15 protein-coding genes are annotated in these 24,786 nt (G+C 62.9%); 12 read left to right on the forward strand and 3 right to left on the reverse strand.

The window, feature by feature from the left end; all coding sequences use genetic code 11:
• Window positions 1-38 precede the first annotated feature (38 nt).
• Entirely contained in the window at window positions 39-1,499 is a 1,461-nt protein-coding gene (tldD, locus tag V6M87_RS18810; protein ID WP_332878186.1) for a metalloprotease TldD, read from the forward strand.
• Between the two features lie 217 nt (window positions 1,500-1,716).
• Here the strand turns inward: tldD and V6M87_RS18815 are convergent, their stop codons facing one another.
• On the reverse strand, window positions 1,717-4,578 hold the full coding sequence (locus V6M87_RS18815; protein WP_332878187.1) for a TonB-dependent receptor: 2,862 nt from the start codon (window positions 4,576-4,578) through the stop codon (window positions 1,717-1,719).
• Between the two features lie 394 nt (window positions 4,579-4,972).
• On the opposite strand from V6M87_RS18815, the gene aroG reads away from it, so the two are divergent.
• A complete protein-coding gene (gene aroG / locus V6M87_RS18820; RefSeq protein ID WP_332878188.1) occupies window positions 4,973-6,031 on the forward strand; it encodes a 3-deoxy-7-phosphoheptulonate synthase AroG in 1,059 nt (352 codons plus the stop codon).
• Window positions 6,032-6,089: 58 nt separating this feature from the next.
• Here the strand turns inward: aroG and V6M87_RS18825 are convergent, their stop codons facing one another.
• The gene (locus V6M87_RS18825) at window positions 6,090-8,867 is read right to left on the reverse strand and encodes a TonB-dependent receptor (protein WP_332878189.1); all 2,778 of its coding nucleotides are present in this window, start codon (window positions 8,865-8,867) and stop codon (window positions 6,090-6,092) included.
• Between the two features lie 343 nt (window positions 8,868-9,210).
• On the opposite strand from V6M87_RS18825, the gene V6M87_RS18830 reads away from it, so the two are divergent.
• The gene (locus V6M87_RS18830) at window positions 9,211-10,392 is read left to right on the forward strand and encodes an aspartyl/asparaginyl beta-hydroxylase domain-containing protein (RefSeq protein WP_332878190.1); all 1,182 of its coding nucleotides are present in this window, start codon (window positions 9,211-9,213) and stop codon (window positions 10,390-10,392) included.
• 59 nt (window positions 10,393-10,451) lie between these two features.
• Here the strand turns inward: V6M87_RS18830 and V6M87_RS18835 are convergent, their stop codons facing one another.
• Window positions 10,452-13,289 carry a TonB-dependent receptor domain-containing protein gene (locus V6M87_RS18835; RefSeq protein ID WP_332878191.1) on the reverse strand — a complete coding sequence of 946 codons (2,838 nt, stop codon included), beginning with the start codon at window positions 13,287-13,289 and terminating at the stop codon, window positions 10,452-10,454.
• Window positions 13,290-13,675: 386 nt separating this feature from the next.
• Here V6M87_RS18835 and V6M87_RS18840 point away from each other — a divergent pair, with 386 nt between their 5' ends.
• The 9 genes from V6M87_RS18840 (at window position 13,676) to nusA (ending at window position 24,748) form a co-directional block, all read left to right on the forward strand.
• Window positions 13,676-14,614, forward strand: a complete 939-nt coding sequence (locus tag V6M87_RS18840; protein WP_332878192.1) for an ABC transporter permease — start codon at window positions 13,676-13,678, stop codon at window positions 14,612-14,614.
• Window positions 14,611-15,606, forward strand: a complete 996-nt coding sequence (locus V6M87_RS18845) for an ABC transporter permease (RefSeq protein ID WP_332878193.1) — start codon at window positions 14,611-14,613, stop codon at window positions 15,604-15,606. Before V6M87_RS18840 ends, V6M87_RS18845 begins: the two co-directional genes overlap by 4 nt.
• Window positions 15,603-17,282: an ABC transporter ATP-binding protein gene (locus V6M87_RS18850; RefSeq protein ID WP_332878194.1), complete on the forward strand. Its 1,680-nt coding sequence runs from the start codon at window positions 15,603-15,605 to the stop codon at window positions 17,280-17,282. The genes V6M87_RS18845 and V6M87_RS18850 overlap by 4 nt, the downstream gene beginning before the upstream one ends.
• Window positions 17,283-17,328: 46 nt before the next feature.
• A complete protein-coding gene (locus V6M87_RS18855; protein WP_332878195.1) occupies window positions 17,329-18,267 on the forward strand; it encodes a DedA family protein/thiosulfate sulfurtransferase GlpE in 939 nt (312 codons plus the stop codon).
• Window positions 18,268-18,393: 126 nt separating this feature from the next.
• A complete protein-coding gene (locus V6M87_RS18860; protein ID WP_332878196.1) occupies window positions 18,394-19,458 on the forward strand; it encodes a glucokinase in 1,065 nt (354 codons plus the stop codon).
• 300 nt (window positions 19,459-19,758) lie between these two features.
• Window positions 19,759-20,457, forward strand: coding sequence for an SMC-Scp complex subunit ScpB (gene scpB / locus V6M87_RS18865; RefSeq protein ID WP_332878197.1), 699 nt, complete (start codon window positions 19,759-19,761; stop codon window positions 20,455-20,457).
• Window positions 20,457-22,346: a 23S rRNA pseudouridine(2605) synthase RluB gene (gene rluB, locus V6M87_RS18870; RefSeq protein ID WP_332878198.1), complete on the forward strand. Its 1,890-nt coding sequence runs from the start codon at window positions 20,457-20,459 to the stop codon at window positions 22,344-22,346. Before scpB ends, rluB begins: the two co-directional genes overlap by 1 nt.
• A gap of 351 nt (window positions 22,347-22,697) precedes the next feature.
• A complete protein-coding gene (gene rimP / locus V6M87_RS18875; RefSeq protein ID WP_332878199.1) occupies window positions 22,698-23,186 on the forward strand; it encodes a ribosome maturation factor RimP in 489 nt (162 codons plus the stop codon).
• Entirely contained in the window at window positions 23,183-24,748 is a 1,566-nt protein-coding gene (gene nusA / locus V6M87_RS18880; protein WP_332878200.1) for a transcription termination factor NusA, read from the forward strand. Before rimP ends, nusA begins: the two co-directional genes overlap by 4 nt.
• Window positions 24,749-24,786 lie beyond the last annotated feature (38 nt).

Below are 24,786 nucleotides of genomic sequence, written 5' to 3' on the forward strand. Positions count from 1 at the left end.
ATGGCACAATGTGCCGTCCAAAGAAGAAAGACTGCACCATGACCCCATTCGAACCGAATCTCTCCACCCTGGCCGTGGCGCGCGATATCCTGCTCACGCCGTTCGGGCTGGATGAAAGCAAGCTGCTCACCACGCTCGGCACGATGTTCACGCACAAGGTCGACTATGCCGACCTGTATTTCCAGTTCACGAAAAGCGAAGGCTGGAGCCTGGAAGAAGGCATCGTCAAGACCGGCAGTTTTTCCATCGACCAGGGTGTTGGCGTGCGTGCCATCTCCGGCGAGAAAACCGCGTTTGCGTATTCCGACGATATCTCCGAGCGCGCCTTGCTCGACGCCGTTGCCGCCACCCGCACCATTGCCAAAGTCGGCAGCGGGAAAGTCAAAATCGCCGGCGCCACGCGCCATGTCGGCGGGCGCGATCTGTACCTGCCGCGCGACCCGCTGGTTTCGCTCGACGCGACGGCCAAAGTGAACCTGCTTGAGCGCGTCGAAAAAATGGCCCGCGCCAAGGATCCGCGCGTCGTGCAAGTGATGGCCAGCCTGTCCGGTGAATACGACGTGGTGCTGGTGGTGCGCAGCGACGGCGTGCTGGCGGCCGACATTCGCCCGCTGGTGCGGGTGTCGGTGACGGTGATCGCTGAACAAAACGGCCGCCGCGAAGTGGGCAGTGCCGGCGGCGGCGGGCGTTTCGATTACGCCTATTTCGACGATGCGCTGCTCGACCAGTACGCCACCGAAGCCGTCAAATCGGCGCTGGTCAACCTGGACGCGCGCCCGGCCCCGGCCGGTCCGATGACCATCGTTCTGGGACCGGGCTGGCCCGGCATCCTGCTGCACGAAGCGATCGGCCACGGCCTCGAAGGTGACTTCAACCGCAAGGGGTCTTCTGCCTTTTCCGGTCAACTTGGTCAGCGCGTGGCCGCCAAGGGCGTCACGGTGGTCGATGACGGCACCCTGAAGGACCGCCGCGGTTCCCTGAATATCGACGACGAGGGCAATCCGACCCAGTGCACCACGCTGATCGAAGACGGTATTTTGAAGGGCTATATTCAGGACACCATGAACGCGCGCCTGATGAAAATGCCGGTCACCGGCAACGCGCGCCGTGAATCGTTTGCCCACCTGCCGATGCCGCGCATGACCAATACTTATATGTTAGGTGGCGACAAAGACCCGGAAGAAATCCTGGCGTCCGTGAAAAACGGCCTGTATGCGGTGAACTTCGGCGGCGGCCAAGTCGATATTACCAACGGCAAGTTCGTGTTTTCGGCCAGCGAAGCGTACATGATCGAAAACGGTAAAGTGACGTATCCGGTGAAGGGCGCGACGCTGATCGGCAACGGTCCGGACGTGCTCAACCGCGTCTCGATGATCGGCAACGATATGCGCCTCGACCCGGGTGTGGGCGTGTGCGGCAAGGATGGCCAGAGCGTGCCGGTGGGCGTCGGTCAGCCGACCTTGCGCATCGAGGACGTGACGGTGGGCGGGACGGCGTGACGCCGTTTGTGCTGTCGTTCAAAGCCGCGCACTGCGCGGCTTTTGCTTTTTGCGCTTTGCGCGTCGATACGGTTGCTGGTTTCTTCCCCTCAGTATGGGCACCGGCGTGCGCAGGTGTGACGGTTTCAAGGCCGGTATCCGGTTTCAAGTCGTCGTCCCGGCGAAGGCCGGGATCCATGCTGCGCATCAGAAATCGCGACGTCACCGATCACGCAGATCAAAACGAATAGCGCGCTCCCAGCGTGAAATACCGCCCCACCGCCCCTGCGTAATCGAGCGGGTTGTAGGCCTGCGCGCCATACGTCAGCGGATCGAGCGGTGCGACCCGGTCGAACAGGTTCTGCACCGAACCGAACACCTCCCATTTCGGCAATGGCTTCCAGCGCAGTACCAGGTCGACCGTGCTGAACGAAGCGAGCTCGCAGCCAGACGGCGCATCGCTGCCATCGGCCAGGTGGCTGGCGCAGCCGTCCGGGTCGCCCTTGTACAGCGTGTTGTCCAGCTTGCCGCGGTAGTTCAGGTTGGCCGTCACGCGCCAATCGTTGCGCTCCCAGCTGGCGCGCAGATTGGCGCGGTTGTTCGGCGTGCCGATGCAGTTGGTGACGTCGCAATTGCCGTGGGTGCCGGCGAAATCGCGCGCGCTGCCGTCCTGCTCGGTACGCAGCCATTCATATAAATGGGTCCATTTCGCGTCGAAAATCAGGTTGCCCCAGTTATTCGGCAAGGCAAAACTCTGGCGCGCGTCGAGGTCGATCCCGCGCACCTTGCTTTGCGCCGAATTGACGTACCGGTTCAGCACGGCGGTGATGGCGCCCGGGTCGCCGGGAATGCTGGTCGCGGTGCTGGGGTCGCGCGACACGTCGCCGGCGGCAATGGCGGCGTCGACCTGGTTCTGGTTGATTTCATTGCTGCGCTTGATTTGCCAGTAGTCGACCGACACGCTGGTGCGCGGCAACGGGTCCCAGATGATGCCCAGGTTGTAGTTGCGCGAGCGCTCGGGTTGCAGATTGGGGTTGGGTGACGTGATCAGCGCCACGCTGGCCGGGCTGCAGGCGGCCGTGACGCCCAGCGCGCAGCGCGCCGGATCGTCGGCGGTGGAAAAGGCGGCCAGGCCGCCGGCGCCGTTTTCAGCCGGGCTCGGCGCGCGGAAACCCCGTGCCCAGGTGGCACGCAGGGCCAGCTGGCGCAGCGGCGTCCACTTGATGCCGGCCTTTGGCGTGTACGAGTTGCCCACGTCGGTGAAATGGTCCCAGCGCAGTGCGGCCGATAATTCGACGTTGCGGATCACCGGCGCCAGCGCTTCTCCGTATAACGCAAACACATTGCGCCCGCCCGAGTAGGCCGAATAACCGAGCCCGATGACGTTGCCCCGTTCGGTGCCGGTGGTGGGACGCAGTTCGATTGCTTCATGGCGCCATTCGCCGCCCAGCGCCACGCCCAGCGCGCCGCCCGGCAGCAGGCCGGCGAATTCGCGCGAGGCCTTGAAGTCGAGCTGGCCGACCTTGCTGCTGGCATCGTTGGTGATCTCGGGCGACAAGGCCGCGTACAGGGCCGCCGAGTTCAGGCCGGCGTTCTCGCCGATACGCCAGAGGCTGCCCGCGGGCAGGGCGGCGTAGGCGGCGCTGCCTGCCCTGGCGGCGGCAACATTGGCGGGCGTGGGGTTGAGCAGGGCGAAGGCGACGTCACGCTGCAGGTAGCCGGTCTGGCGGTTTGACACCGCGCTGCGCGAGAACAGCAGGGCGGTATCCCAGTCCCAGCCGAGGTTGCTGCCCTTGATGCCGCCCACCCAGCGCACGAACAGCGACGGGATGGTGGACCGGCGTGGGCCAACATCGGCAGCCAGGTAGCGCAGCCGCGCAGCGCTGCCAAAATACGGGTTGTCCGGATGGCTGGCGCCGAGCGCGACGGCCGCATTGCTGACCGGCCCGCCCGGGTAGCCGACCGAGCCGCTGATGCCGGTCGGCGTGGTGGAGGAGCCGGACTGGCTGGTGTAGTAATTCAGTTCGCTGTAGGCCTGCAGGTCAGGGGTGATCTGCAGCGTGCCGCGCGTGAAAAACGACAGGTTTTCCTGTTGCGGCTGGATCTGGTTGTATTCCAGCGTGGCGTCGATCAGGCAGCCTCCGCCCGGGTCGCCCTGCGGATGGCTGGTGAAGTTGCTGCACGCGGCGCCCGGAAACACGCGCGTGAAGCCGGCGCCGGCCGGGTTGCCGCGGTTGTAGTAGTCGAGCGTGACGGGATTACGCACGTTGCCGTTGACGGCGCTGCCGCCGGCATTGTTGCCGGTGATGGCGCCGGTGCCGCCCAGCGCTTCCTGGGCCGAATAGCCCCAGCGGCGCAGGTCGACGCGTCCGATGTGTTCGCGGTCGCGCCGGTCGCGCAGCCAGACAGCCTCGTTTTTTTTGTATTCCAGGCTGAACAACAGGTTGTAGCGGTCCTTGTCGAGGTCGCCCACGCCGTGGGTGAAGGCGGCATTCACCTGGCGCCCGTCGTGTTCCTGCGACAGGCCGACCAGGCCGCGCACGGTGGTGCCCTGATAATCGCGCCGTAAAATGACGTTGACCACGCCGGCGATCGCGTCCGAGCCGTAGATGGCCGAGGCACCATCCTTGAGGATTTCGATGCGCTCGACCGCGTCGGTGGGAATGACATTCAAATCGGAAAACTGCTTTTGCCCATCGTCGGCCAGGCCGTAGGGCGCCATGCGCCGGCCATTGAGCAGCACCAGCGTGGACGCGGCGCCCAGGCCGCGCAGCGAAATGCCCGAGGCGCCGGCGGCAAAGCCGTTGCCAAAACTGGTCGGCACCGAACCCTGGTTGTCGACCGCCAGCGTTTGCAGCAGTTCGGCCACCGAGCTTTTGCCGGAGCGTTCGATATCGGCCCGGTTCACGGTCAGCACCGCCGACGCCGTCTCGCTCTGGGCGCGGCGGATGTTCGAGCCCGTGATTTCAACGCGGGGAATGGGCGCGTCTGCCTGCGGCGCCTGCGTTTGCGCAGCGGCAGGCAGCACGCACACAGCAAGGCTCGCGGCGGCGCCGCCAAACAAACCGCGCAGCAGGCGGCAGAGTGTCGTTTCGGTCATATTCAGCTCCAGCAAGATGAGTGAAAGCTAACTTTTGCATTCGCGTCAACACGACCATTGATTTGGCGCAAGCTAGCTGCGGAAGAGGGCGCTTGCTGTGGGATCGGCGCAACCATTTGCCAAATCTGGACAGCACAGGCGACAGACAAACACCTTGCCAATGCGCAGGACTTGTTGTTATAGTCAGCGCAGCCCTTACTGGAAATAGCATGCACCAGCCTGTCTTGTTTACCTGCTTCTTTTACTTTAGCCATTCCAGCCCCAAGGCGGTGGAGTAGCGGCAGGTTCACGTAACAGCAGAACCAGCATCAACATCCAGCAAAAACCGCCTAACCAGGCGGTTTTTTGCATTTACCAGTCCAGATTTCCCACATACGACCCACGGAGAACCACCATGCAGCGCACCGACGATTTACGCATCCGCGAAATGAAGGAATTGACGCCGCCCTCGCACCTGATCCGCGAGTTCGCCTGCACCGATGCGGCCAGCGCCACCGCCGCCAATGCGCGCCTGGCCCTGCACCGCATCCTGCACGGCCAGGACGACCGCCTGATGGTGGTCATCGGCCCGTGCTCGATCCACGACACCGCCGCCGCCATGGAATACGCCAGGCGGCTGGCGCAGCAGCGCGTGCGTTTCGCGGGCGAGCTGGAAATTGTGATGCGCGTGTATTTCGAGAAGCCGCGCACCACGGTCGGCTGGAAGGGCCTGATCAATGACCCGTACATGGACAACAGTTTCCGCATCAACGACGGCCTGCGCATGGCGCGCCAGCTGCTGCGCGACATCAACGAGCTGGGCTTGCCGGCCGGGACCGAGTTTCTGGATGTGATCAGCCCGCAATACATTGCCGACCTGGTCAGCTGGGGTGCGATCGGCGCGCGCACCACCGAATCGCAGGTACACCGCGAGCTGGCGTCCGGCCTGTCCTGTCCGGTCGGCTTTAAAAATGGCACCGACGGCAACACCAAAATTGCCGTGGAGGCGATCAAGGCGGCGTCGCATCCGCACCATTTCCTGTCGGTGACCAAGGGCGGCCACTCGGCCATCGTCTCGACCAGCGGCAATGAAGATTGCCACGTCATCCTGCGCGGCGGCAAAACGCCGAACTACGATGCGGCCAGCGTGGACGACGCCTGCAAGCAGATCGCCGCCCTTGGCCTGGCCTCGCGCCTGATGATCGACGCGTCCCACGCCAACAGCAGCAAGAACCCGGCCAACCAGATTCCGGTGTGCGCCGACATCGGCCGTCAGATCGCTGGCGGCGACGAGCGCATCGTGGGTGTGATGATCGAATCGCATCTGGTGGCCGGACGCCAGGACCTGGTGCCCGGGCAAGAACTGGTGTACGGCCAGTCGGTCACCGATGGCTGCATCGACTGGGACAGCAGCGTGGCCGTGCTGGAGGGGCTGGCGGCGGCGGTGCGCCAGCGCCGCGTGAAGGCAGAGTGATGTAAAAAAAGGCGCACCCGAGGGTGCGCCTTTTTTGTCGTTGCTTACGCTTAAACGCTTAGAACTGGGCGCGCGCACCGATCTTGAAGTAACGGCCAATTGCACCGCTGGCGTCCATCGGGTTGTAGCTCAGGCCGCCATAGGTCAGCGGATCGAGCGGCGCGATCTTGTCGAACAGGTTCGAGATCGACGCATACACCTGCCATTGTGCGCTCAGCTTGTAGCGTGCCGACACATCGACGGTGGTGAACGATGCCAGACGGCAGCCATTCGGTGCACCAGAACCGTCGGCATACTGTGATGCGCACTTGTCGCCGGCAAAGGAGGTATTGGCCAGGTCGGCGCGGTAGTTGGCAATCGCGCTCACGCTCAGGAGTTCACGCTCCCAGGTGGCGTTCACGCTGATCTTGTCCTTCGGCGTGCCGGCGCAGTTCGAGGTATCGCAGTTGCCGTGGGTACCGGCGTACTGGAACGTCGTGCCGTTTTTCTCGGCGCGGCGCCACGAGGCCACGTGGGTCCAGGTCAGGTTGATGATCGAGCGGCCATAGCTGCCCATCGGAATGCGCTGCTTGACGTCCAGGTCGATACCCTTGACTTCGGTGTAGCTCGAGTTCTGGTACGGCGCGTTCGACAGCAGCAGGGTGCCGGTGTTCGGTACGACGACACCATTCACAACCAGGTTGTTGTCGTTGCGGATCGCGGTAGGCAGTGCGGCCGCTTCGACGTATGAGAGCGGGTTGATCTCGTTGCTGCGCTTGATCTTCCAGGCGTCCAGCGACATGCTGGTGAATGGCAGCGGATCCCAGACCATGCCCAGGGTGGCGCCTTTCGACGTCTCCGGTTGCAGGTTCGGGTTGCCGACCTTGACCGCGCCGATCGTGATCGAGCAGTCGGCCAGGGTGGCGCCGCCGGCAGCCGGGACGTTGCCCGGGCATCGTACCGGATCGCGTACTGAGGAGTTACCCGTGCTCTGGCTGTCGACGCCGGATTCAGCCGGACCCGGGGCGCGGAAGCCTTCCGAGTAGGTGCCGCGCAGCGCGAAGCTGTTCACCGGGGTCCACTTGGCGCCCAGTTTCGGCGTGGTCGAGGAGAAGTTCTTGTAGCGGTCATAGCGCAATGCGCCGCTCAGTTCGACCGACTTGATGACCGGCGCCACGAGTTCGACGAACACCGCCTTGACGTCGTCGGTGCCCTTGGCGGCGACATACGACGAATTGATGGAGCCGTCTGCGGTGCCCGACAGCGACGGGTTGTCCAGCTTCAGGCGGCGGTATTCGGTGCCGACTGCCAGGCCAAGTGCGCCGCCCGGCAGTTGCATCAACTCGCGCGAGGCCTTGAAGTCGACGACGTCGAGCTCGGTGGTGGAGTGCGAGGTGGCGTTCGTCACCATGGCGGCGTACAGGGAAGCCGGATTCTTGCTGGACTGGGCTCCGAGGTAATACGGGAAGTATTTACTGGTCGGATCGCCAAGCGCGGCCTGCAACACCTTCATGTTGATCATGTTGCTGTAGTTCAGGTCGAGCGCCGATTGCGAGTGCGTGTAGCCGGTGTCGAAGTCCCAGCCGAATTTCGCGCCCTTGATGCCGATCACGAAGCGGCTGAACTCATTGTCGGCCGAGCGGGTGCTCGGGCCGACGTCGAACATCGAATAGCGCACGCGCGTCGCGACGCCGTACGGATTTTGCGGATGACCGGCCGCGACCAGGATGGTGTTGCCGTAGTTGATCACGCCGGTCGGGTTGGCAGCGTTCGGCGGGAACGCCACGGTGGTGCTGGTCGATGCCGGAATCAGCGTGAATTCGGTATCGCGCTTCGAGTAGCCTGCTTCGGCGTACAGTTGCAGGTCGCCGTCCAGGTTCTTGGTGAAGCGGGTGTACAGGTTCAGGCCGCCGATTTTCGGCTGCATTGAACGGAACTGGTCGGCGTACCACAGGCAACCACCTTTTGGGTCCTGGGCGACCGTGGTCGACAAGGCCGCGCAGCCAGGCAGCGAAACATAGTCCAGGTTCTTGGAATTAGGATCGCGCAGTGCGCCGGTCGGGGTGGCGGTCGATGCGCCCTGCGTGAGGTAGCCGGCGGCAAACTGGGTGTTGGCAGCATAGCCCCATGGGCGGATGTCGCCGTGGCCGATCCATGCGCGGTCGGCGCGGTCCTTGTTCATCAGTTGGCTATTGCCGAACAGCTCGGCATTGATCAGCCAGTTGTAGCCGTCTTCGTCCAGGTTGCCCTTGCCCCAGGTGAGGGCCAGCTTGCCCTGCTCGGCGTCGCGGTAGCGCGAGGTGCCGGCTTCCATTTTGACGGCCAGGCCGGTGAAGTCCTTGCGCAGGATGATGTTGACCACGCCGGCGATGGCATCGGCGCCATAGGTGGCGGAGGCGCCGTCCTTGAGCACTTCGATGCGTTCCACCGCTTCCATTGGAATGGTCGCGAGGTCAGTAAAGCTTTTCTGGCCATCGTCAGCGCGCGCGAACGGCGCCATGCGGCGACCGTTGAGTAGCACCAGGGTCGAGGTCGCACCCAGGCCGCGCAGCGAGATGGCGGTCGAGCCGGCGGCAAAACCGTTGCCGAAGCCGGTTGGCAGCGAGCCGGCGCCGTCGGCGGTCAGCGTTTGCAGGTATTCGGCCACGGTGCCCTTGCCGGACTTGGCGATATCGTCGCGGGTGATGACCTGGATCGGCGACGCGGTCTCGACGCTGGCGCGCTTGATGCTCGAACCGGTCACTTCGACGCGCTGGATCGGGCCTTGCTCAGTAACCTGGGCCATGGCCGGTGCCTGCAGAGCGGCGTAGGCGAGGGCGAGGGAAATAGCCTGGACAAGTACTTTTTTCTGATGCATTGAAACTCCTGGAGTTGACCTTTGGGCAAGACCAAGTGGCGCACATCGTCGTTTCGGGCAAGGAAGTATTGGTTCTGCCCGAATCGGGTGCGTGGCCAGCCGGTCGCTCGTTTTTGTAAATGAATGTAAATTTTGTGCCAAAGCATCAAACCATTCCGCGTAGATTTCTGTCAACAGTGTATGAATGCATATTGCAAATTTACAACACATCTGCGACGAAATACCATGCGGCTGGCGCCAGCGGCCTGCGCAAACCATCAGTTTCGATCAACATACAACTTGCTGTAAGTACACAGGCGCGCCAGAATGGAGCGATCCCACTTTTCCTGAATAGAACCTGCGAATGACGCCCATCGAAGACCCTTCTGCCTTGCTGGCCTTGAGCCAGACGGCCTTTTACGCAGGCGACCTGGCGCGTGCTCAGGGCTTGTTGGCACGCCTGGTGGCGTTTCCCGGCTGTGGCCTGCAGGCATGGGTGAATCTGGCTGTGGTGTATCAGGCCCAGGGCAATGAAGCAGGCGAAGAGGCGGCCATCCGCGCCGCACTGACGATCGACCCGAGCGATTTGATTGCGCTGATCCTGCGCGCCGGTTTGCTGGCGCGCCAGGGCAAGCGCCACGCGGCTGCGCGCGCGTACGGCGCGGTCGCGGCGGTGGCGCCGCCGCTGGAACGGCTGGCGCCCAATTTGCAGCCGGCGGTGCGCCAAGCCCAGGCGCAGCGCGACCGCTACCAGGACGAATTCGGCGCGTTTCTCGACGCGGCGCTGGCACCCACGCTGGACGAGTTGCAGGGCGAAAACCTGGCGCGGTTTCGCGAGTCAGTCGATATCATGCTGGGACGCAAGCGCCGCTTCGATTCGCAATCGGCCCTGTTTCATTTTCACGGCCTGGCGCCGGCCAGTTTTTTTCCCCGCGAGGCGTTTCCCTGGCTCGATGCCATCGAGGCGGCCACCGATGCCATCCGCGCAGAGTGCGATGTCGCGTTGATGGATCGTGTCGCGCTCAGCCCCTATCTGCAATACCAGTCCGACCAGCCGCTGCGCCAATGGGCCGAGCTGAATCGCAATTTGGCCTGGAGTGCCTACCACCTGATCGAAGCGGGTGTCGTCAACGCTGACCACGCGGCGTGCTGTCCGGCCACCATGGCGGCCCTGGCCGGTGCACCCCAGCCCGACCAGCGGGGGCGCACGCCGACCGCGATGTTTTCGCGCTTGCAAGCCGGGACCCACATCCCGGCGCACACCGGCGTGTCGAATGCGCGCCTGGTGGTGCACCTGCCGCTGACGGTGCCGTCCGGTTGCCGTTTTCGGGTCGGCAATGAAACGCGCGCGTGGGTGCCTGGCCAGGCCTGGGTGTTCGATGACACCGTCGAGCACGAAGCCTGGAACGATGGCACGCAGGCGCGCACGATTTTGATGTTCGATATCTGGCATCCGCAGCTGAGCCTGGCGGAGCGGCACGCAGTGGCGGCCATGGCGGTCGCCATCGATGCGTTTTCAAAAGAAGAGGGCAGCTTCGGCTTATAAGAAAAGGCGGGCAAAAAAACGGCGCACCGAAGTGCGCCGTTTGGCTGCCGCGACGAAGATCAGAACTTCGCGGTCAGATTCATGAAGACCTTGCGGCCCAGGGCGTCGTACACCTGTGGATAGGTGTTGCCGTTGCCCAGCGTGGCGGCCACCACGCCGCTGACCGGCGGATCGCGGTCGAACAGGTTATTGATGCCGGCACTGAACGTGAAGATCTTGTTGACGCGATAGCTCGCGGACAGATCCAGGTAGTCGCGGGCCGAGTAGCGCTGGTCGGCCGTTTCCGATTCCGCGGTCAGGTGCTTGTTGGTGCTGCTCGTTTCCAGTTCGACTGCATTGATGTGACGCCAGGTCAGGTTCAGGTTGGCGGCCCATGGCGTGGTCCAGGAAACGCGGGCCTTGTGGCGCCATTTCGGCAGCGGGGTGCCGCAGGTGGTGCCATGGTAGCCAGCGCAGTCATATTCGCCATTGCCCGGGAAATCTTCCTGGATGAATTCCTTGAGGAAGGTGCCGTTCAGGGCGAAGTCGAGCGAGCCGAGGTCGGCCATCTTGTAGCGATAGTTGGCGCCGAAGTCGATGCCCCTGGTCTTGCGAACGGCCAGGTTCTGGTTGAACGCAAGGATGCGGGCGGTTTCGAGTGCCCACAAGGTCCCGAGCCGGTCACGCGTGATCAGGCTGCATGACGCGGCGCTGCCTGTTTCGAGGCAAGTGTCGAGGGTGGTCGCTGGCGGCAGTTCGTCAATCACGCCCTTGACCTTCATGTCGAACGCGTCGATTGTGAAGCTCAGGTCGCGCAGGGGTGTCAAGACCAGGCCCAGCGTGTAGGAATCGGACTTCTCCGGCTTCAAATCGGCAGCGCCACCGAAAACAGCATTGTATTGCTGGGCTGGACTGTCTTCGATGTTGCCGTACTGGGCCGCGGTAACGCCAGTGCGGGCGCATTGCGCCAGCGAGGCTGTCGGCTTGGCGCCGGCGCACGGGTCGCTGTCCATGCCGAACAGGCCCAGGCCTTGGGCTGTGTACAGTTCGACGATATTCGCGGCCCGTGCTGCACGCTGGTAACTGCCACGCAGTTTGATTTCCTTGATCGGCGCCCATTCGACACCGACGCCGTAGGAGTCGGTCTTCTGGCCCGTGGTGTAATCCGAATTGCGATAGCTGGCATTTACGCTGAGCAATTCAGCAAACGGTACTTTTTCGAGCAGCGGCACGCGCGCTTCGACGTAGTAATCTTTCACGCTGAAGCTGCCGCCCACGCCGTGGGTTGGGCCACCCTGGCCAGCCAGGTCGCCGGTATCGAATTCGACGTCGGTTGCAAGGTCCAGTTTTTCGGTGCGGTGTTCGAAGCCGAATGCGATGCCGACGCCGCTTTTTGCCAGCGGCATCTTCAGACCGTAGTCGCCCAGGTCGCTCGACAAGTTGAAGCCCTCCACGCTTTGCGAGGTACTGCCGCGCTTGAAGCCTGGTGTTTGCAGATATTTCAGCGCTGCCGGTGTAATCTTGCCCAGGGACCAAATGTTGTATGGTACGCAGTTTGGATCGGTGCCGTTCACCACGCTGCGGCAGACGGCGTTGCCGTTAGCATCGGTGACCGCGTCGAGCGCGCGGCCGATGCGCACGTTCGAGAAGTCATTGAAGTAGTTCTCGGCATACAGCACCTTGCCCATCTGCGCGAATACATCGTAATTCCACTTGCCAATTTCGCCCTTGATACCGATGACGCCGCGGTACGACGTGTTACGGATGTCGTCCTGGCGGCCGCCGCCTTCGACGTTGCGGCGATAGATCAGCGCGTCAGCCGTGTCGCCGGGTGCCGCCAGGCCCAGTGCCGAGCGCCATTGCGACGACAGGAACGGGTTTTCGTAGTGGATCGCATTCGCACCGGACGCATCGAAACCGAACAGGCCGGATGGCGCGATCTGCGCCACCGTGTGGTCATCGTGGAAAGCCGCTTCCATGTAGAAACGTGCCTTGTCGCTGACGTCGTAGTGGGCGAACGAGCTGAATTCGTAGCGTTCGGAAGGTCGCTGGAAGTAATTCAGGGGGCCGAAGTTATACTGGTCGGTTGCGGCCACATAGGGGCGCACGCCGCCGTTGGCATCGGCCACGGTTTTCTGGCCGTTGTCGGTGAAGAAGCGGCCTGGATAGCTGGTGCCGGAGCCGCCGCAATGGAACTTGTCGCCAGTCGTGAAGCCGCCCAGCGAGCAGGCCGTGAAGTCACGCGCGGCCTGCAGGATCGGTTCTTCCTTCTTGTAACCGAGATACACCACCGCATTGCCCTTGCCGTTGTCGAAGTTGCCACCCATCGTCAGGGCGCCATCCTTGATCTTGCCATCGGCGCCGATTTTGCCCGGCAGCGGGAAATTTCGGTCGGCTGAGGCCTGGGCCGCATTGCCGCCGTGTTGGGAGTGGTTGTAGAAACTCTGGTTCACTTCCAGTTGCAAGCCGCTGAAGGTGTCGTTCATGATGAAGTTGACCACGCCGGCCACCGCATCCGAACCGTACACGGCAGATGCGCCGCCGGTCAGCACTTCGACCCGCTTGATCAGCGGCGCCGGGATCTGGTTCAAGTCGGCGGCAGTGGAGGTCGGGCTGCCGGCAGGCAGACGGCGGCCATTGACCAGCACCAGGGTGCGGTCGGCGCCAAAGTTACGCAGGTTGACCGTCGCGGTGCCGGTGGCGCCGTTGGAGATGCTGCCGCCCTGGTCCGCGAACACTTGCGGCAGGTTGTTCAGGAAACTCTCGACCGAACGCGCACCTTCTGCCTGGATGTCCTTCGCAGTGACAACCGTGATCGGGCTTGGCCCTTCCAGGTTGGCCGTGGGAATGCGCGAACCCGTTACTTCCACGCGCGCCGCTGGCGGCGCCTCTGCCTCCTGCGCCGCCGCTGCGGACATAACGACAGCAATACTTCCGGTAAACATCAAGCGTACTGAACGAGCTAAAACAGTTTCAACGATCATAGCGATTTCCCCGTGTAATTCTGCCCACCAGGCACGCACCCGGCGCGCAGAGGTCTGAATTGACAACTGTATTTGTGACGTCACGATGACAAGTGGTCGTACAGACATACAAACATTTACAAGGGAGTCATGTCAATTAGCAAATTTCTTTGCGACAAAAATACAACTGGTAATCATGTTTTTGTCATTTTTGTATTTACCAAAAGCAAATTGTGCGAGTATGGATACGGGCGCTTCTCCGTTCACGGCGCGGCACTTGTTGCCACGTCTACATTTGCGCTATGGTGTGGTCTTTCCTCAGGCACACGCGATTCCATTCCATGTCCGCTTATTTCTTGCGCCGCCTGTGGCAGATGGTGCCCACCATGGCCGGGGTGGTCCTGCTGGTGTTCCTGCTGTTTAACTGGGTCGGTGGCGACCCGGCCTACATCCTGGCGGGCAAGATGTCGGATGCGCAGGCCATCGCGAATATCCGCGCCCAACTCGGCGTCGATCAGCCGTATCCGGTACAGCTGTGGAAATTCGTCCAGCAGATCCTCACCTTCGACTTCGGCAATTCCTGGGCGACCGGCGAGCCGGTTTCGCAGATCATCACCAGCCGCCTGGGCCCGTCGCTGACGGTGCTCATTCCGCTGACCATCCTGGAAACCGGGATCGGCATTGCGCTGGCGCTGGCGCTCGCCTTTGTACGCGGCTCGCGCATCGATCGCGCCGTGATGGTGGCGTGCACGGTCGGGATGTCGGTCAGCATCCTGGTCTACATCATCGCGTTTCAATATGGCCTGGCCTACAAGCTGGGCTGGTTTCCGGTGCAGGGCTGGGGCGACAGCCTGGGCCAGAACCTGCTGCATTACGCGCCGCTGCCGATCCTGATCGGGCTGTGCGTGTCGATTGCGCCAACCCTGCGCCTGTTCCGCAGTTTCGTGCTCGACGAAGCGGGGCAGGACTATGTGCGCACGGCGCGCGCCAAGGGTTTGTCGGAGCGCCGCATCGTCTGGGTGCATGTGCTCAGGAATGCCGCGATTCCCATCATCACCCACGTGATGGCCAACCTGCCGGCCTTGTTGATCGGCGCCTTCTTGCTGGAACGGTTTTTCGGGATTCCCGGCATCGGGCGTGAAGTGATCCTGGCCGTCGAGCGCAGCGATTTTCCCGTTATTAAAGCCATCACCGTGTACGTGGCCGCAGCCACGATGCTGTTCAATTTATTGGCGGACGTGCTGTACCAGGCCGTCGATCCACGGGTGCAGCTGACATGACGGCCGCGTCTCCCGGACTGTGGATGCTGGCCTGGCGCCGCCTGCGCGCCGACCGCATCGCGATGCTCGCGCTGGCGGTGGTGGCGGCGTTTTTGCTGTTGCTGGCCTTGTCCGCCAGCGGCCTGGTGGCGGCCGACTGGGAGCAGGAAGTGGGCGTCAACTATGCCCCGCCGATGTTTGCAGGCGCCGACGCCGCCAGCGCCGCGGTGCAGGCGGCGCATGGGGCGCTGGCACCGAATCCCTTCGATCCGCTGGCCGCCGATATCGCGGCGCTGGGCCAGAGCGGCAAGCTGGTCGCGCCAGCAGCGAAGCGCACGACGCTGCCGTTCGGCGCCGACAAATGGGGCCATGACATCGTCAAGAAAACCGTCAAAGGTGCGCAGACCTCGATCGTGGTCGGGCTGGGAGCGGCCTTGCTGGCCGTCGTGCTGGGCACGCTGTTTGGCGCGTTTGCCGGTTTTTACGGCGGCCTGGTGGACGACCTGTTCAACTGGTTCTACAGCGTGTTCACCTCGATTCCGGCGATTTTGATGATCCTGACGGTGGCCGCGGTGCTGCAGCAAAAGGGTATCGTCACCATCGTGCTGATCCTCGGGCTGACCGGCTGGACCGGGCCGTTCCGCCTGATCCGCGCCGAGTACATCAAGCACAAGGGGCGCGAGTACGTGCTGGCCGCGCACGCGATCGGGGCCTCGAACTGGCGCAAGATGTTCTCGCATATCTTCCCCAACGTCAGCCACGTGGCGCTGGTGCAGCTGTCGATCCTGGTGGTCGGCTTTATCAAGGCCGAAGTCATTTTGTCCTTTCTGGGCTTCGGCGTGCCGGTCGGGACCGTCTCGTGGGGCAGCATGCTCAATGAAGCGCAGAATGAACTGATCCTCGGTAAATGGTGGCAGCTGGCGGCTGCGGCCAGTAGCATGGCCGTGCTGGTCACCGCGTTCTCCCTGCTCACCGATGCCCTGCGCGACGCGCTCGACCCGAAACTGAAATGACCAATCTCCTTGAAGTGCGCGACCTGCGCATCAGCTTTCGCGTCGACAAGCACACCAGCAGCGAGGCCGTGAAAGGCATCTCATTCACCGTCCCGGCGAACACCACGGTGGCGCTGGTGGGAGAGTCCGGCAGCGGCAAGTCGGTCAGTTCGCTGGCCGTGATGGGCTTGCTGCCGCGCGACACGACGACGATTTCTCCCGGCAGCCAGATCCTGTTCAACGGCGTCGACCTGCTGGCGCTGTCGATCGACCAGCGCCGCGCGCTGTGCGGCAAGGACATCGCCATGATTTTCCAGGAACCGATGTCGTCCTTGAATCCCGTGTTCACGGTTGGTTTTCAGATCGGCGAAGTGCTGCGCCTGCACCTGGGCTTATCAGGCCGGGAAGCGCGCGCGCGCACCATCGCGCTGCTGAAAGAAGTCGGCATGCCCGATCCATCCACCAAAATCGATGCTTATCCGAGCCAGATGTCGGGCGGCCAGCAGCAGCGCGTGATGATCGCCATGGCAATTGCCTGCGAACCGAAGCTGCTCATCGCCGACGAGCCCACCACGGCGCTGGATGTGACGATCCAGAAGCAGATCGTGGAACTGATCGCCAGCCTGCAAGTCAAACGTCAGATGGCGGTGCTGTTCATCACGCACGACCTCGGCCTGGTGGCAGAAATTGCCGACCGCGTGATCGTGATGCGCCACGGCGAAGTCAAGGAAGAGGGCGCCGCCACGCAGGTGCTGGAGGCGCCTGCCGACCCGTACACGCGCGCGCTGCTGTATTGCCGCCCGACGCTGGACGCGCGCCCGCGTCGCCTGCCGGTGATCGACGATTTCCTCAGCGGCGCCGCCGGACCGGGCATCGCGCTCGAGCAACGCACGCGCGGCCTGACGGCGGCCGACACCCCCATTCTGGTGGTCGACAAGCTGTGCAAAAGTTTTTTTGTGCGCACGGGGCTGTTCGGCAAGCGCGAGTTCAAGGCTATCGAGGACGTCTCGTTCACACTGGCGCGCGGCAAGACGCTGGGCATCGTGGGCGAGTCCGGCTCCGGCAAGACCACTGTGGGCCTGACGCTGTTGCGCCTGCACCAGGCCAGTTCCGGCAGCGCCCTGTTTGAAGGACACGATCTGCTGAGCATGCCGGAACGCGCTTACCTTCCCTATAAACGCCGGATCCAGATCATTTTCCAGAATCCGTATGCATCGCTCAATCCGCGTTTTACGGTGGGCCAGATTTTACTCGAGCCGATGCGCATCCACGCGGTCGGCGCGAACGACCGCGAACGGGTGGGGCTGGCGCAGCAGTTGCTGGAGCGGGTCGGCTTGCCAGCGGCGGCATTCGGGCGCTATCCCCACGAATTTTCTGGTGGCCAGCGCCAGCGCATTGCCATTGCGCGCTGCCTGACCATGCAGCCGGATATTTTAGTATGCGACGAATCGGTGTCGGCGCTGGACGTATCGGTGCAGGCGCAGGTGCTCAATCTGCTGCAGGATTTGCAGGACGAATTCGGCATGAGCTACATTTTTATTTCGCACGACCTGGCGGTGGTGAAATATATGGCCGACCAGGTGATGGTGATGCAGCATGGCAGGGTAGTGGAGCTGGCCGATGCGGATACCTTGTACCGCGCTCCACAACAGCCCTATACGCGCAGCTTGCTGGCCGCCATCCCTTCAAAAAGATAGGGGCGCCCCGCGCACGCCGCCGTTCGATTTCCGTTACCATGACAACATGTCCGAACTCGTCACCCTGATCCAAACGTACGGCGTGTTGATCGTCTTCGGCATCGTGCTGTGCCAGCAGATCGGCTTGCCGCTGCCGTCGTCGCCCTGGTTGATCGTCGCCGGCGCCATGTCGGTCAATGGTGGCGCCAATTTGTGGCTGTGTCTGCTTGCCAGCGTGACGGCGGTCCTGATCAGCGACGGGTTCTGGTTCAGCGCCGGACGCTTCTATGGCAAGCGCATCCTGCGCCTGCTCTGCAAAATCTCGCTGTCTCCCGATTCCTGTGTCAGCAGGACGGAAGACACCTTCCTGCGCTTCGGGCCCAATTCGCTGGTGGTTGCCAAGTTCATTCCCGGCTTCAGCATCGTGGCGCCGCCGCTGGCCGGCGCCACGGGTGTGACCATCCCGCACTTCGTGGCGCTCAGTGCGCTCGGCGGCCTGCTGTGGTCCGGCACCTGGCTGACCCTGGGCTTTCTGTTCAATGACAGGGTTGACCAGGTACTGAGCTTTCTGCAACTGATGGGTGGCCGGGCCTTGCTGGTACTCGGCGCCGCGCTGGGCGGGTTCGTCCTTTACAAGTATGTGCAGCGGCGCCGGCGCGCGCGCATCAACGCCGTCGAGCGCATCAGCCTGAAAGAGTTGAACGCGCTGATCGCGGCCGGCCACGACCCCGTCATCGTCGATGCGCGCAGCCTGACGGCGCGCGGCATGGAAGACGGTATTCCGGGTGCGCTGGTGTATGGTGAATGCGGCCCCGACCGGCTGATGGCCACGCTCGACAAGGACCGCCACATCGTGGTGTTTTGCAGTTGCCCGAACGACGTGACGGCGGCCCAGGTGGCGCACCAGTTCCTGACCCACGGCTTTCACCGTGCGAAACCCTTGCATGGCGGGCTCGACGCCTGGAATGCGGCCGCGGCGAATCCCGTCAAGGCGCAAGCCGCGTAGCAGAACTACGCTATTTCCTCGTTCATTTACGTAGTAGAACGACGCACTGTACCTAAACTACAAAATTACTTGCGTATATAGTTATAACTCCTTAAGCTTGTGGATCGCTTTTTGACCAATGTTGCCATGACCGCTACCCACGCTCTCCCGCCGACCTCCACCGCCGTCCCTTTGCATGCGGGCGGACCGCGCCTGCTAGCGGACGTGGGCGGCACCAATGCGCGCTTCGCACTCGAGCTGGCGCCCGGCCGCATCGAGTTCATCGAGGTGCTGGCCTGCGCCGACTATCCGCGCCTGGCCGACGCCATCCGGGCCTACCTCGACTCGGAGCAGCTTGCCAGCGCCGGCCTCGGCCTGGTGCACCACGCGGCCATTGCCATTGCCAACCCGGTGGTCGACGATTTTGTGCGCATGACCAATCATCATTGGGAGTTTTCGATCGCGGCACTGCAGGCCGAGCTGGATTTCGGCATTTTGATTGTCGTGAACGATTTCAGCGCACTGGCGAGTGCCTTGCCGCATTTGCAGGACAGCGAAAAACTGCAAATCGGCGGCGGCAGCGTGCGTCCCGGTACGCCGCTCGGCCTGCTGGGCGCCGGCACCGGCCTGGGTGTGTCCGGGATGATCCCCACCGGCAAGAGCATGTCATCAGGCGCTGATGACAGTACCGAGGCCGCCGGCTGGACCGCCCTGTGCAGCGAAGGCGGTCATGTGACGTTCTCGCCGGCCAACGAAAAGGAAGTCGCCGTGCTGCAGTACGCCTGGCGCGAATTCGAACATGTGTCGGCCGAACGTTTGTTGTCTGGCGCCGGGCTGGAACTGATCTACCGCGCCCTGGCCGACAACGCGGGCCAGCCCGATGAGCGCCTGGCCGCCCCGGACATCGCCCGCCGCGCGCTCGAGGGTAGCTGCCCGCTGTGTGATGAAACCATCGACATGTTTTGCGGCATGCTCGGTACCGTGGCCGGCAACCTGGCCGTGACGCTCGGTGCGCAGGGCGGCATTTATATTGGCGGCGGGATTGTGCCGCGCCTGGGCGAGCGCTTCGCCAAATCGCCGTTCCGGCGCCGCTTTGAACACAAGGGCCGCTTCGTCGCCTACCTGGCGCAAGTGCCGACCTTTGTCATTACGGCGAAATACCCTGCGTTCGTCGGCGTTTCGGCCTTGCTCGCCGAACGATTGGCGGCGTAAAAGCCACAGCGACGCGGCGCTATCCTGGCAGATGTCCATCTGCCGGTTTTATCGGTTACAATGGCTGTTAGTTGCAGGAAACGTCGTGTTCGCTCGCGTCGCGCTGGCCCTCCAGGTTATCGACGCAGTACACACTTTCGCTTAGGTACAAGCAACAGACCCGCAAGATCACCACGGCATTTCTGCCCGGCGCGCATCGGCCCGGGTGACGCATTTCAGCGACGAATTCAGCAACCATTCCGGTTTCGACGAGCTTCGTGTGAGCTATTCACTATTGTATTTTTTGAACCATCTACCGCGATGAATACTGCCGAGGCGAAACGGGTGCTGGAAACTGCATTGCTGTGCGCGCGCGAGCCGATGACCATCCAGGGCATGAAAAAGCTGTTCATCGATGTCGATGGCGGCCGCCATGCCCCACCGGGCGTGGGGCTCGATACCATCCGGTTGATGCTGGAACAACTGCGCCACGACTGGGCGGACCGCGGCATTGAAATCGTCAGCCTGGCAACCGGCTGGCGCTTCCAGAGCCGGCCCGAGATGAAACCTTATCTCGACCGGCTGAGCCCGGAAAAACCGCCGAAATATTCGCGTGCGACGCTGGAAACGCTGGCCATCATTGCCTACCGCCAGCCCGTGACGCGCGGCGACATCGAAGAAATCCGCGGTGTCGCCGTCAATTCGCAGACGATCAAGATGCTGGAAGACCGGGGCTGGATCGATGTGATCGGCCACCGCGAAGTGGTGGGGCGGCCAGCCTTGCTGGGGACGACGAAGCAGTTTCTCGACGACCTGGGCCTGGGCATGCTGTCGCAATTGCCGCCGTTGCAGCAGGCGGCAGAGCAGGATGGACGCGGAATGGCGGCGCTGGAAGCCGCCTTGCAGGAAAATTTTGACAAAGCGGCAGCCACGGCGGCCGGACATGAGGCCGCGCCTTCACCTGAAGACGGCTTGAATCACGACCACGCGCTGCCGGGTCAACAACCTAGACACGAATAATGAACGACGACATCCATACTAAAGAGACCTTGCCGGCAGACGCCGCCCCGACCGACGCTGCCGCCAAGCCGAAACGCCGCGCCAAAGTAGCAGGGGAGGCCGGCGACGCGGCGGTTGACGCCAAGCCGAAACGCGCACCGCGTAAAGCCGCGCTGCCGGCCGATGCCACTGCGCCGGCTGCTGAAACTGCCGAGCCGGCGCCGCGCAAGACGCGTCCGGCCCGCGCTGTGAAGGCTGCCGAGGTGGCCGAGTCGGCTGCCCAGGCCGTGCCTGGCGCCGAGGGTGAAGCACCGGTCGCCCGCACGCCGCGCGGCCCGCGCCAGATGCGCGCCCAGCGCGAAATCCGCGAGCTGACAGCCGCTGCCGATGCTGCGGCGAATCCGCCGGCGCCAGTCGCCGATATCGCAGCACCAGCTGCAGTCGCCATTGAGGCGGCCAGCGAAGGCGCTGCTGAAGCAGGCCAGCCGCGCCGCGACGGCCGTCAAGGCAAGCCGGGCCAGCGCAAGCAGCCGGGTCTGCAGGCCAACGGCCAGCCGCGCGTCCCTGGCGCCCACGGCAACAAGCCGCAGGGCAAGCAGGCGCGCCCGGCGCACACCAAGATGAACGAAGCCGATACGGCCTTCTCGTTCGTCACCTCGGACGACTACGATGCCCTCGAAGGCGGCCGTGGCGGCCCGGCCAAAACCGTGCGCCGCGACCTGACCTCGGACGACGACGCACCGAAGCTGCACAAGGTGCTGGCCGAAGCGGGCCTCGGTTCGCGCCGCGATATGGAAGACCTGATCGTTGCCGGCCGCGTGTCGGTGAACGGCGAGCCAGCCCACATCGGCCAGCGCATCCTGCCGACCGATGCAGTGCGCATCAACGGCAAGCTCATCCAGCGCAAAGTCAGCAGCAAGCCACCGCGCGTGCTGGTGTACCACAAGCCGGCCGGCGAAATTGTCAGCCATGACGATCCGGAAGGCCGGCCATCGGTATTCGATCGCTTGCCGACCATGAAAGCCGGCAAATGGCTGGCCGTCGGCCGCCTCGACTTCAACACCGAAGGCTTGCTCATTTTCACCACCTCGGGTGACCTGGCCAACCGCCTGATGCACCCGCGTTACAACATCGACCGCGAATACGCCGTCCGCACCCTGGGCGAGCTGGAAGAAGGCATGCGCCAGAAACTGCTGGCCGGCGTCGAGCTGGACGACGGTGTGGCAAGTTTCACCAAAATCGCCGATGGCGGCGGTGAGGGTATTAATAAATGGTACCGCGTGGTGATTGGCGAAGGCCGTAACCGCGAAGTGCGCCGCATGTTCGAAGCGATCGGCCTGACCGTGTCGCGCCTGATCCGTACGCGCTACGGCGCCATGACCCTGCCGAGCGGCCTGAAACGTGGTCGCTGGGAAGAGCTGGAAGAAAACGATGTCCGTTCGCTGCTGACCGCGTTCGGCGTCGAGAAGAAGGGCGCTGCGGCTGCTGGCGGCGGCAAAACCTTTCAGGGCGGCAAGCCGCGCACGGAAGATCCGCGTCGCTCGGACGGTAACCGGGTCGACCGCGTCGATGCGAACCGCAATGCCGAGCCATTTGGTCCTGCCACCGGCCGTCCTGGCCGTCCGGGTGGGCGGCCTGGTTCGGGGCGTCCGACCGATGGCGGTCAAGGTGCTGGCATGGGGCAGGCGCGCGGCGCCAAGCCGTTCGGCGCGGCGTCGTCGGGTCGTCCGGGTAGTGGTGGTGCGGGCGGTGCAGGTGGCGCAGGTGGACAAGGCGGTCGCCCACGCCAGCCGGATCCATTGCAGACGACTTTCGGTTTCGGCAATGCCAGTGGTGCGCGCCGTCCGCAGGGCCCGCAAGGTCCGCGTGCTGCCGATCACGGCTTGCCGCGGCGCGGCCGTCGAGGCTGATTTTTCACCGCAACGCTGCAGACCGTCGTCCCGGCGAAGGCCGGGATCCATAACACGTGTCCGAAGTAGCATGCGTGCTATGGGTCCCGCGTCTGCGCGGGGATGACGTTTTAAGGTCGCGGGTGGGAACTTTGCCAACTGTTGTTTAACCGTACACGCTTGCTTGTGCGATTGCAGCAACGTGGGGAACGCGTTATAATGTGCATCCCAATTAACGTTCTCGGCGCCGTTGCACGGTGCAGGTCCTGTATTCGGGTGTAATACAAGAAGATGGGCATGTGCCCATTTTTTTTTTGCTAAATCGTTTTGCGCATCCTGGTCCGATCGGGTTGCGTGCTCTGGAGATGTGCTGTGCAGCAGTTTGAATTGATCAACAAGACCGTCGCCGGACTCGGCTACGAACTGGTGGACGTGGAGCGCGGTGATCGCGGCATCCTGCGCGTCTATATCGATTTTTCGGCTGCCGATGCACTCGAAAAGGGCTTGATTACGGTCGAGGATTGCGCGACCGTGAGTCACCAGCTGTCACATGTGCTGACGGTGGAAAACGTCAACTACGAACGTTTGGAAATTTCGTCGCCGGGGCTCGATCGCCCGGTGCGCACCATGGCCGACTTTGAGCGCTTTGCGGGTTGCGAATGCACCGTCAAGCTGCACGTCGCCATGCCGGGTAGCGCCAACCGGAAAACCTTCACGGGCATTCTGCATGCACCGGAAGGCGATAAAATTGGCCTGGAATTTGAAAGCAAGGATGGTCCGGTGTTGCTGGAGTTTACGCTCGCCGATCTGGATAAGGCACGGTTGGTGCCGCAAGTGGATTTTAGGAGTCGCAAAGCATGAGTCGCGAAGTATTATTATTGGTTGATGCGCTTGCGCGCGAAAAAAACGTCGACAAGGAAGTTGTCTTCGGCGCGCTTGAATTCGCCTTGGCGCAAGCCACGAAAAAGCGTTACGAGGGCGAAGTCGATATTCGCGTGTCCATCGACCGAGAAAGCGGCGAGTTCGAGTCGTTCCGTCGCTGGCACGTCGTTCCCGACGAAGCCGGCCTGCAATTGCCTGATCAAGAGATCCTGCACTTTGAAGCCCTGGACCAGATCCCGGACATCGAAGTCGACGAATACATTGAAGAGCCGATTGAATCGGTCGACTTCGGCCGCCGCTTTGCCCAGGACACGAAACAAGTTGTCCTGCAGCGCGTGCGTGATGCCGAGCGCGAACAGATCCTGGCCGACTTCCTGGAACGTGGCGATTCGCTCGTCACCGGCACCATCAAGCGCATGGAACGCGGCGACGCCATCGTCGAGTCGGGCAAGATCGAAGCGCGCCTGCCGCGCGACCAGATGATCCCGAAAGAGAATCTGCGTATCGGCGACCGTGTGCGTGCTTATATCCTGCGCGTCGACCGCAATATGCGCGGCCCGCAAGTGATCCTGTCGCGTACCGCGCCAGAGTTCATCATGAAATTGTTTGAGCTGGAAGTGCCGGAAATCGAGCAAGGCCTGCTGGATATTAAATCCGCGGCCCGCGATGCCGGCGTGCGCGCCAAAATCGCCGTCTACACGGCGGATAAACGCATCGACCCGATCGGTACCTGTGTCGGCATGCGCGGTTCGCGCGTCCAGGCCGTGACCGGTGAACTGGGCGGCGAGCGCGTCGACATTGTGTTGTGGTCGGAAGACCCGGCGCAGTTCGTGATTGGCGCACTGGCCCCGGCCAACGTGTCGTCGATCATGGTCGATGAAGAAAAGCACGCGATGGACGTGGTTGTTGATGAAGAAAACCTGGCGATCGCGATTGGTCGCTCGGGACAGAACGTCCGCCTGGCGGCCGAGCTGACCGGTTGGAAAATCAACATCATGACCGCTGAAGAGTCGCACAACAAATCGGCTGCCGAAACGGCTGCCGTGCGTGCGCTGTTCATGGAAAAACTGGACGTCGACCAGGAAGTGGCCGACATCCTGGTGGAAGAAGGCTTTGCCAGCCTGGAAGAAATCGCCTACGTGCCAATTTCCGAAATGCTGGAAATCGAATCGTTCGACGAAGACACCGTCAACGAATTGCGTACCCGTGCCCGTGATGCACTGGTGACCGAAGCCATCGCCTCCGAAGAAGGTCTCGAAGGCATGGAAGAAGCACTGGTCACCCTCGAGGGCATGGATCGCAACACCGCTGGCAAGCTGGGCCTGGCAGGCATCAAGACCGTGGCAGCCTTTACCGGCCTTGCATACGACGAGTTCGGCGCCATCCTGGCCCTCCCGTCGGAACGTGCCCGTGCATTGATCGACAATGAATTTAATGATGTGACCGACGACGAGATGAAGCTGGTCGACGCAAAGTATGACGACCGCGCCAAGGCGCTCCAGGCCAAGGCCTGGAGCATGGCAGAAACGGCCAAGGCATAATTTGCAAATCTTTATCATCTCCGCGACACATAGAAAAG

The organism is Massilia sp. S19_KUP03_FR1 (assembly GCF_036688685.1).
Lineage (GTDB): Bacteria > Pseudomonadota > Gammaproteobacteria > Burkholderiales > Burkholderiaceae_D > JALYUM01.

Coding starts and splice junctions, on each gene's coding strand:
- V6M87_RS18815 (WP_332878187.1), bottom strand. CDS start 4,578: ATGACCGAAACGACACTCTGCCGCCTGCTGCGCGGTTTGTTTGGCGGC.
- nusA (WP_332878200.1), top strand. CDS start 23,183: ATGAGTCGCGAAGTATTATTATTGGTTGATGCGCTTGCGCGCGAAAAA.
- V6M87_RS18860 (WP_332878196.1), top strand. CDS start 18,394: ATGACCGCTACCCACGCTCTCCCGCCGACCTCCACCGCCGTCCCTTTG.
- V6M87_RS18845 (WP_332878193.1), top strand. CDS start 14,611: ATGACGGCCGCGTCTCCCGGACTGTGGATGCTGGCCTGGCGCCGCCTG.
- V6M87_RS18835 (WP_332878191.1), bottom strand. CDS start 13,289: ATGTCCGCAGCGGCGGCGCAGGAGGCAGAGGCGCCGCCAGCGGCGCGC.
- V6M87_RS18855 (WP_332878195.1), top strand. CDS start 17,329: ATGTCCGAACTCGTCACCCTGATCCAAACGTACGGCGTGTTGATCGTC.
- rluB (WP_332878198.1), top strand. CDS start 20,457: ATGAACGACGACATCCATACTAAAGAGACCTTGCCGGCAGACGCCGCC.
- aroG (WP_332878188.1), top strand. CDS start 4,973: ATGCAGCGCACCGACGATTTACGCATCCGCGAAATGAAGGAATTGACG.
- V6M87_RS18830 (WP_332878190.1), top strand. CDS start 9,211: ATGACGCCCATCGAAGACCCTTCTGCCTTGCTGGCCTTGAGCCAGACG.
- scpB (WP_332878197.1), top strand. CDS start 19,759: ATGAATACTGCCGAGGCGAAACGGGTGCTGGAAACTGCATTGCTGTGC.
- V6M87_RS18840 (WP_332878192.1), top strand. CDS start 13,676: ATGTCCGCTTATTTCTTGCGCCGCCTGTGGCAGATGGTGCCCACCATG.
- V6M87_RS18825 (WP_332878189.1), bottom strand. CDS start 8,867: ATGCATCAGAAAAAAGTACTTGTCCAGGCTATTTCCCTCGCCCTCGCC.
- tldD (WP_332878186.1), top strand. CDS start 39: ATGACCCCATTCGAACCGAATCTCTCCACCCTGGCCGTGGCGCGCGAT.
- V6M87_RS18850 (WP_332878194.1), top strand. CDS start 15,603: ATGACCAATCTCCTTGAAGTGCGCGACCTGCGCATCAGCTTTCGCGTC.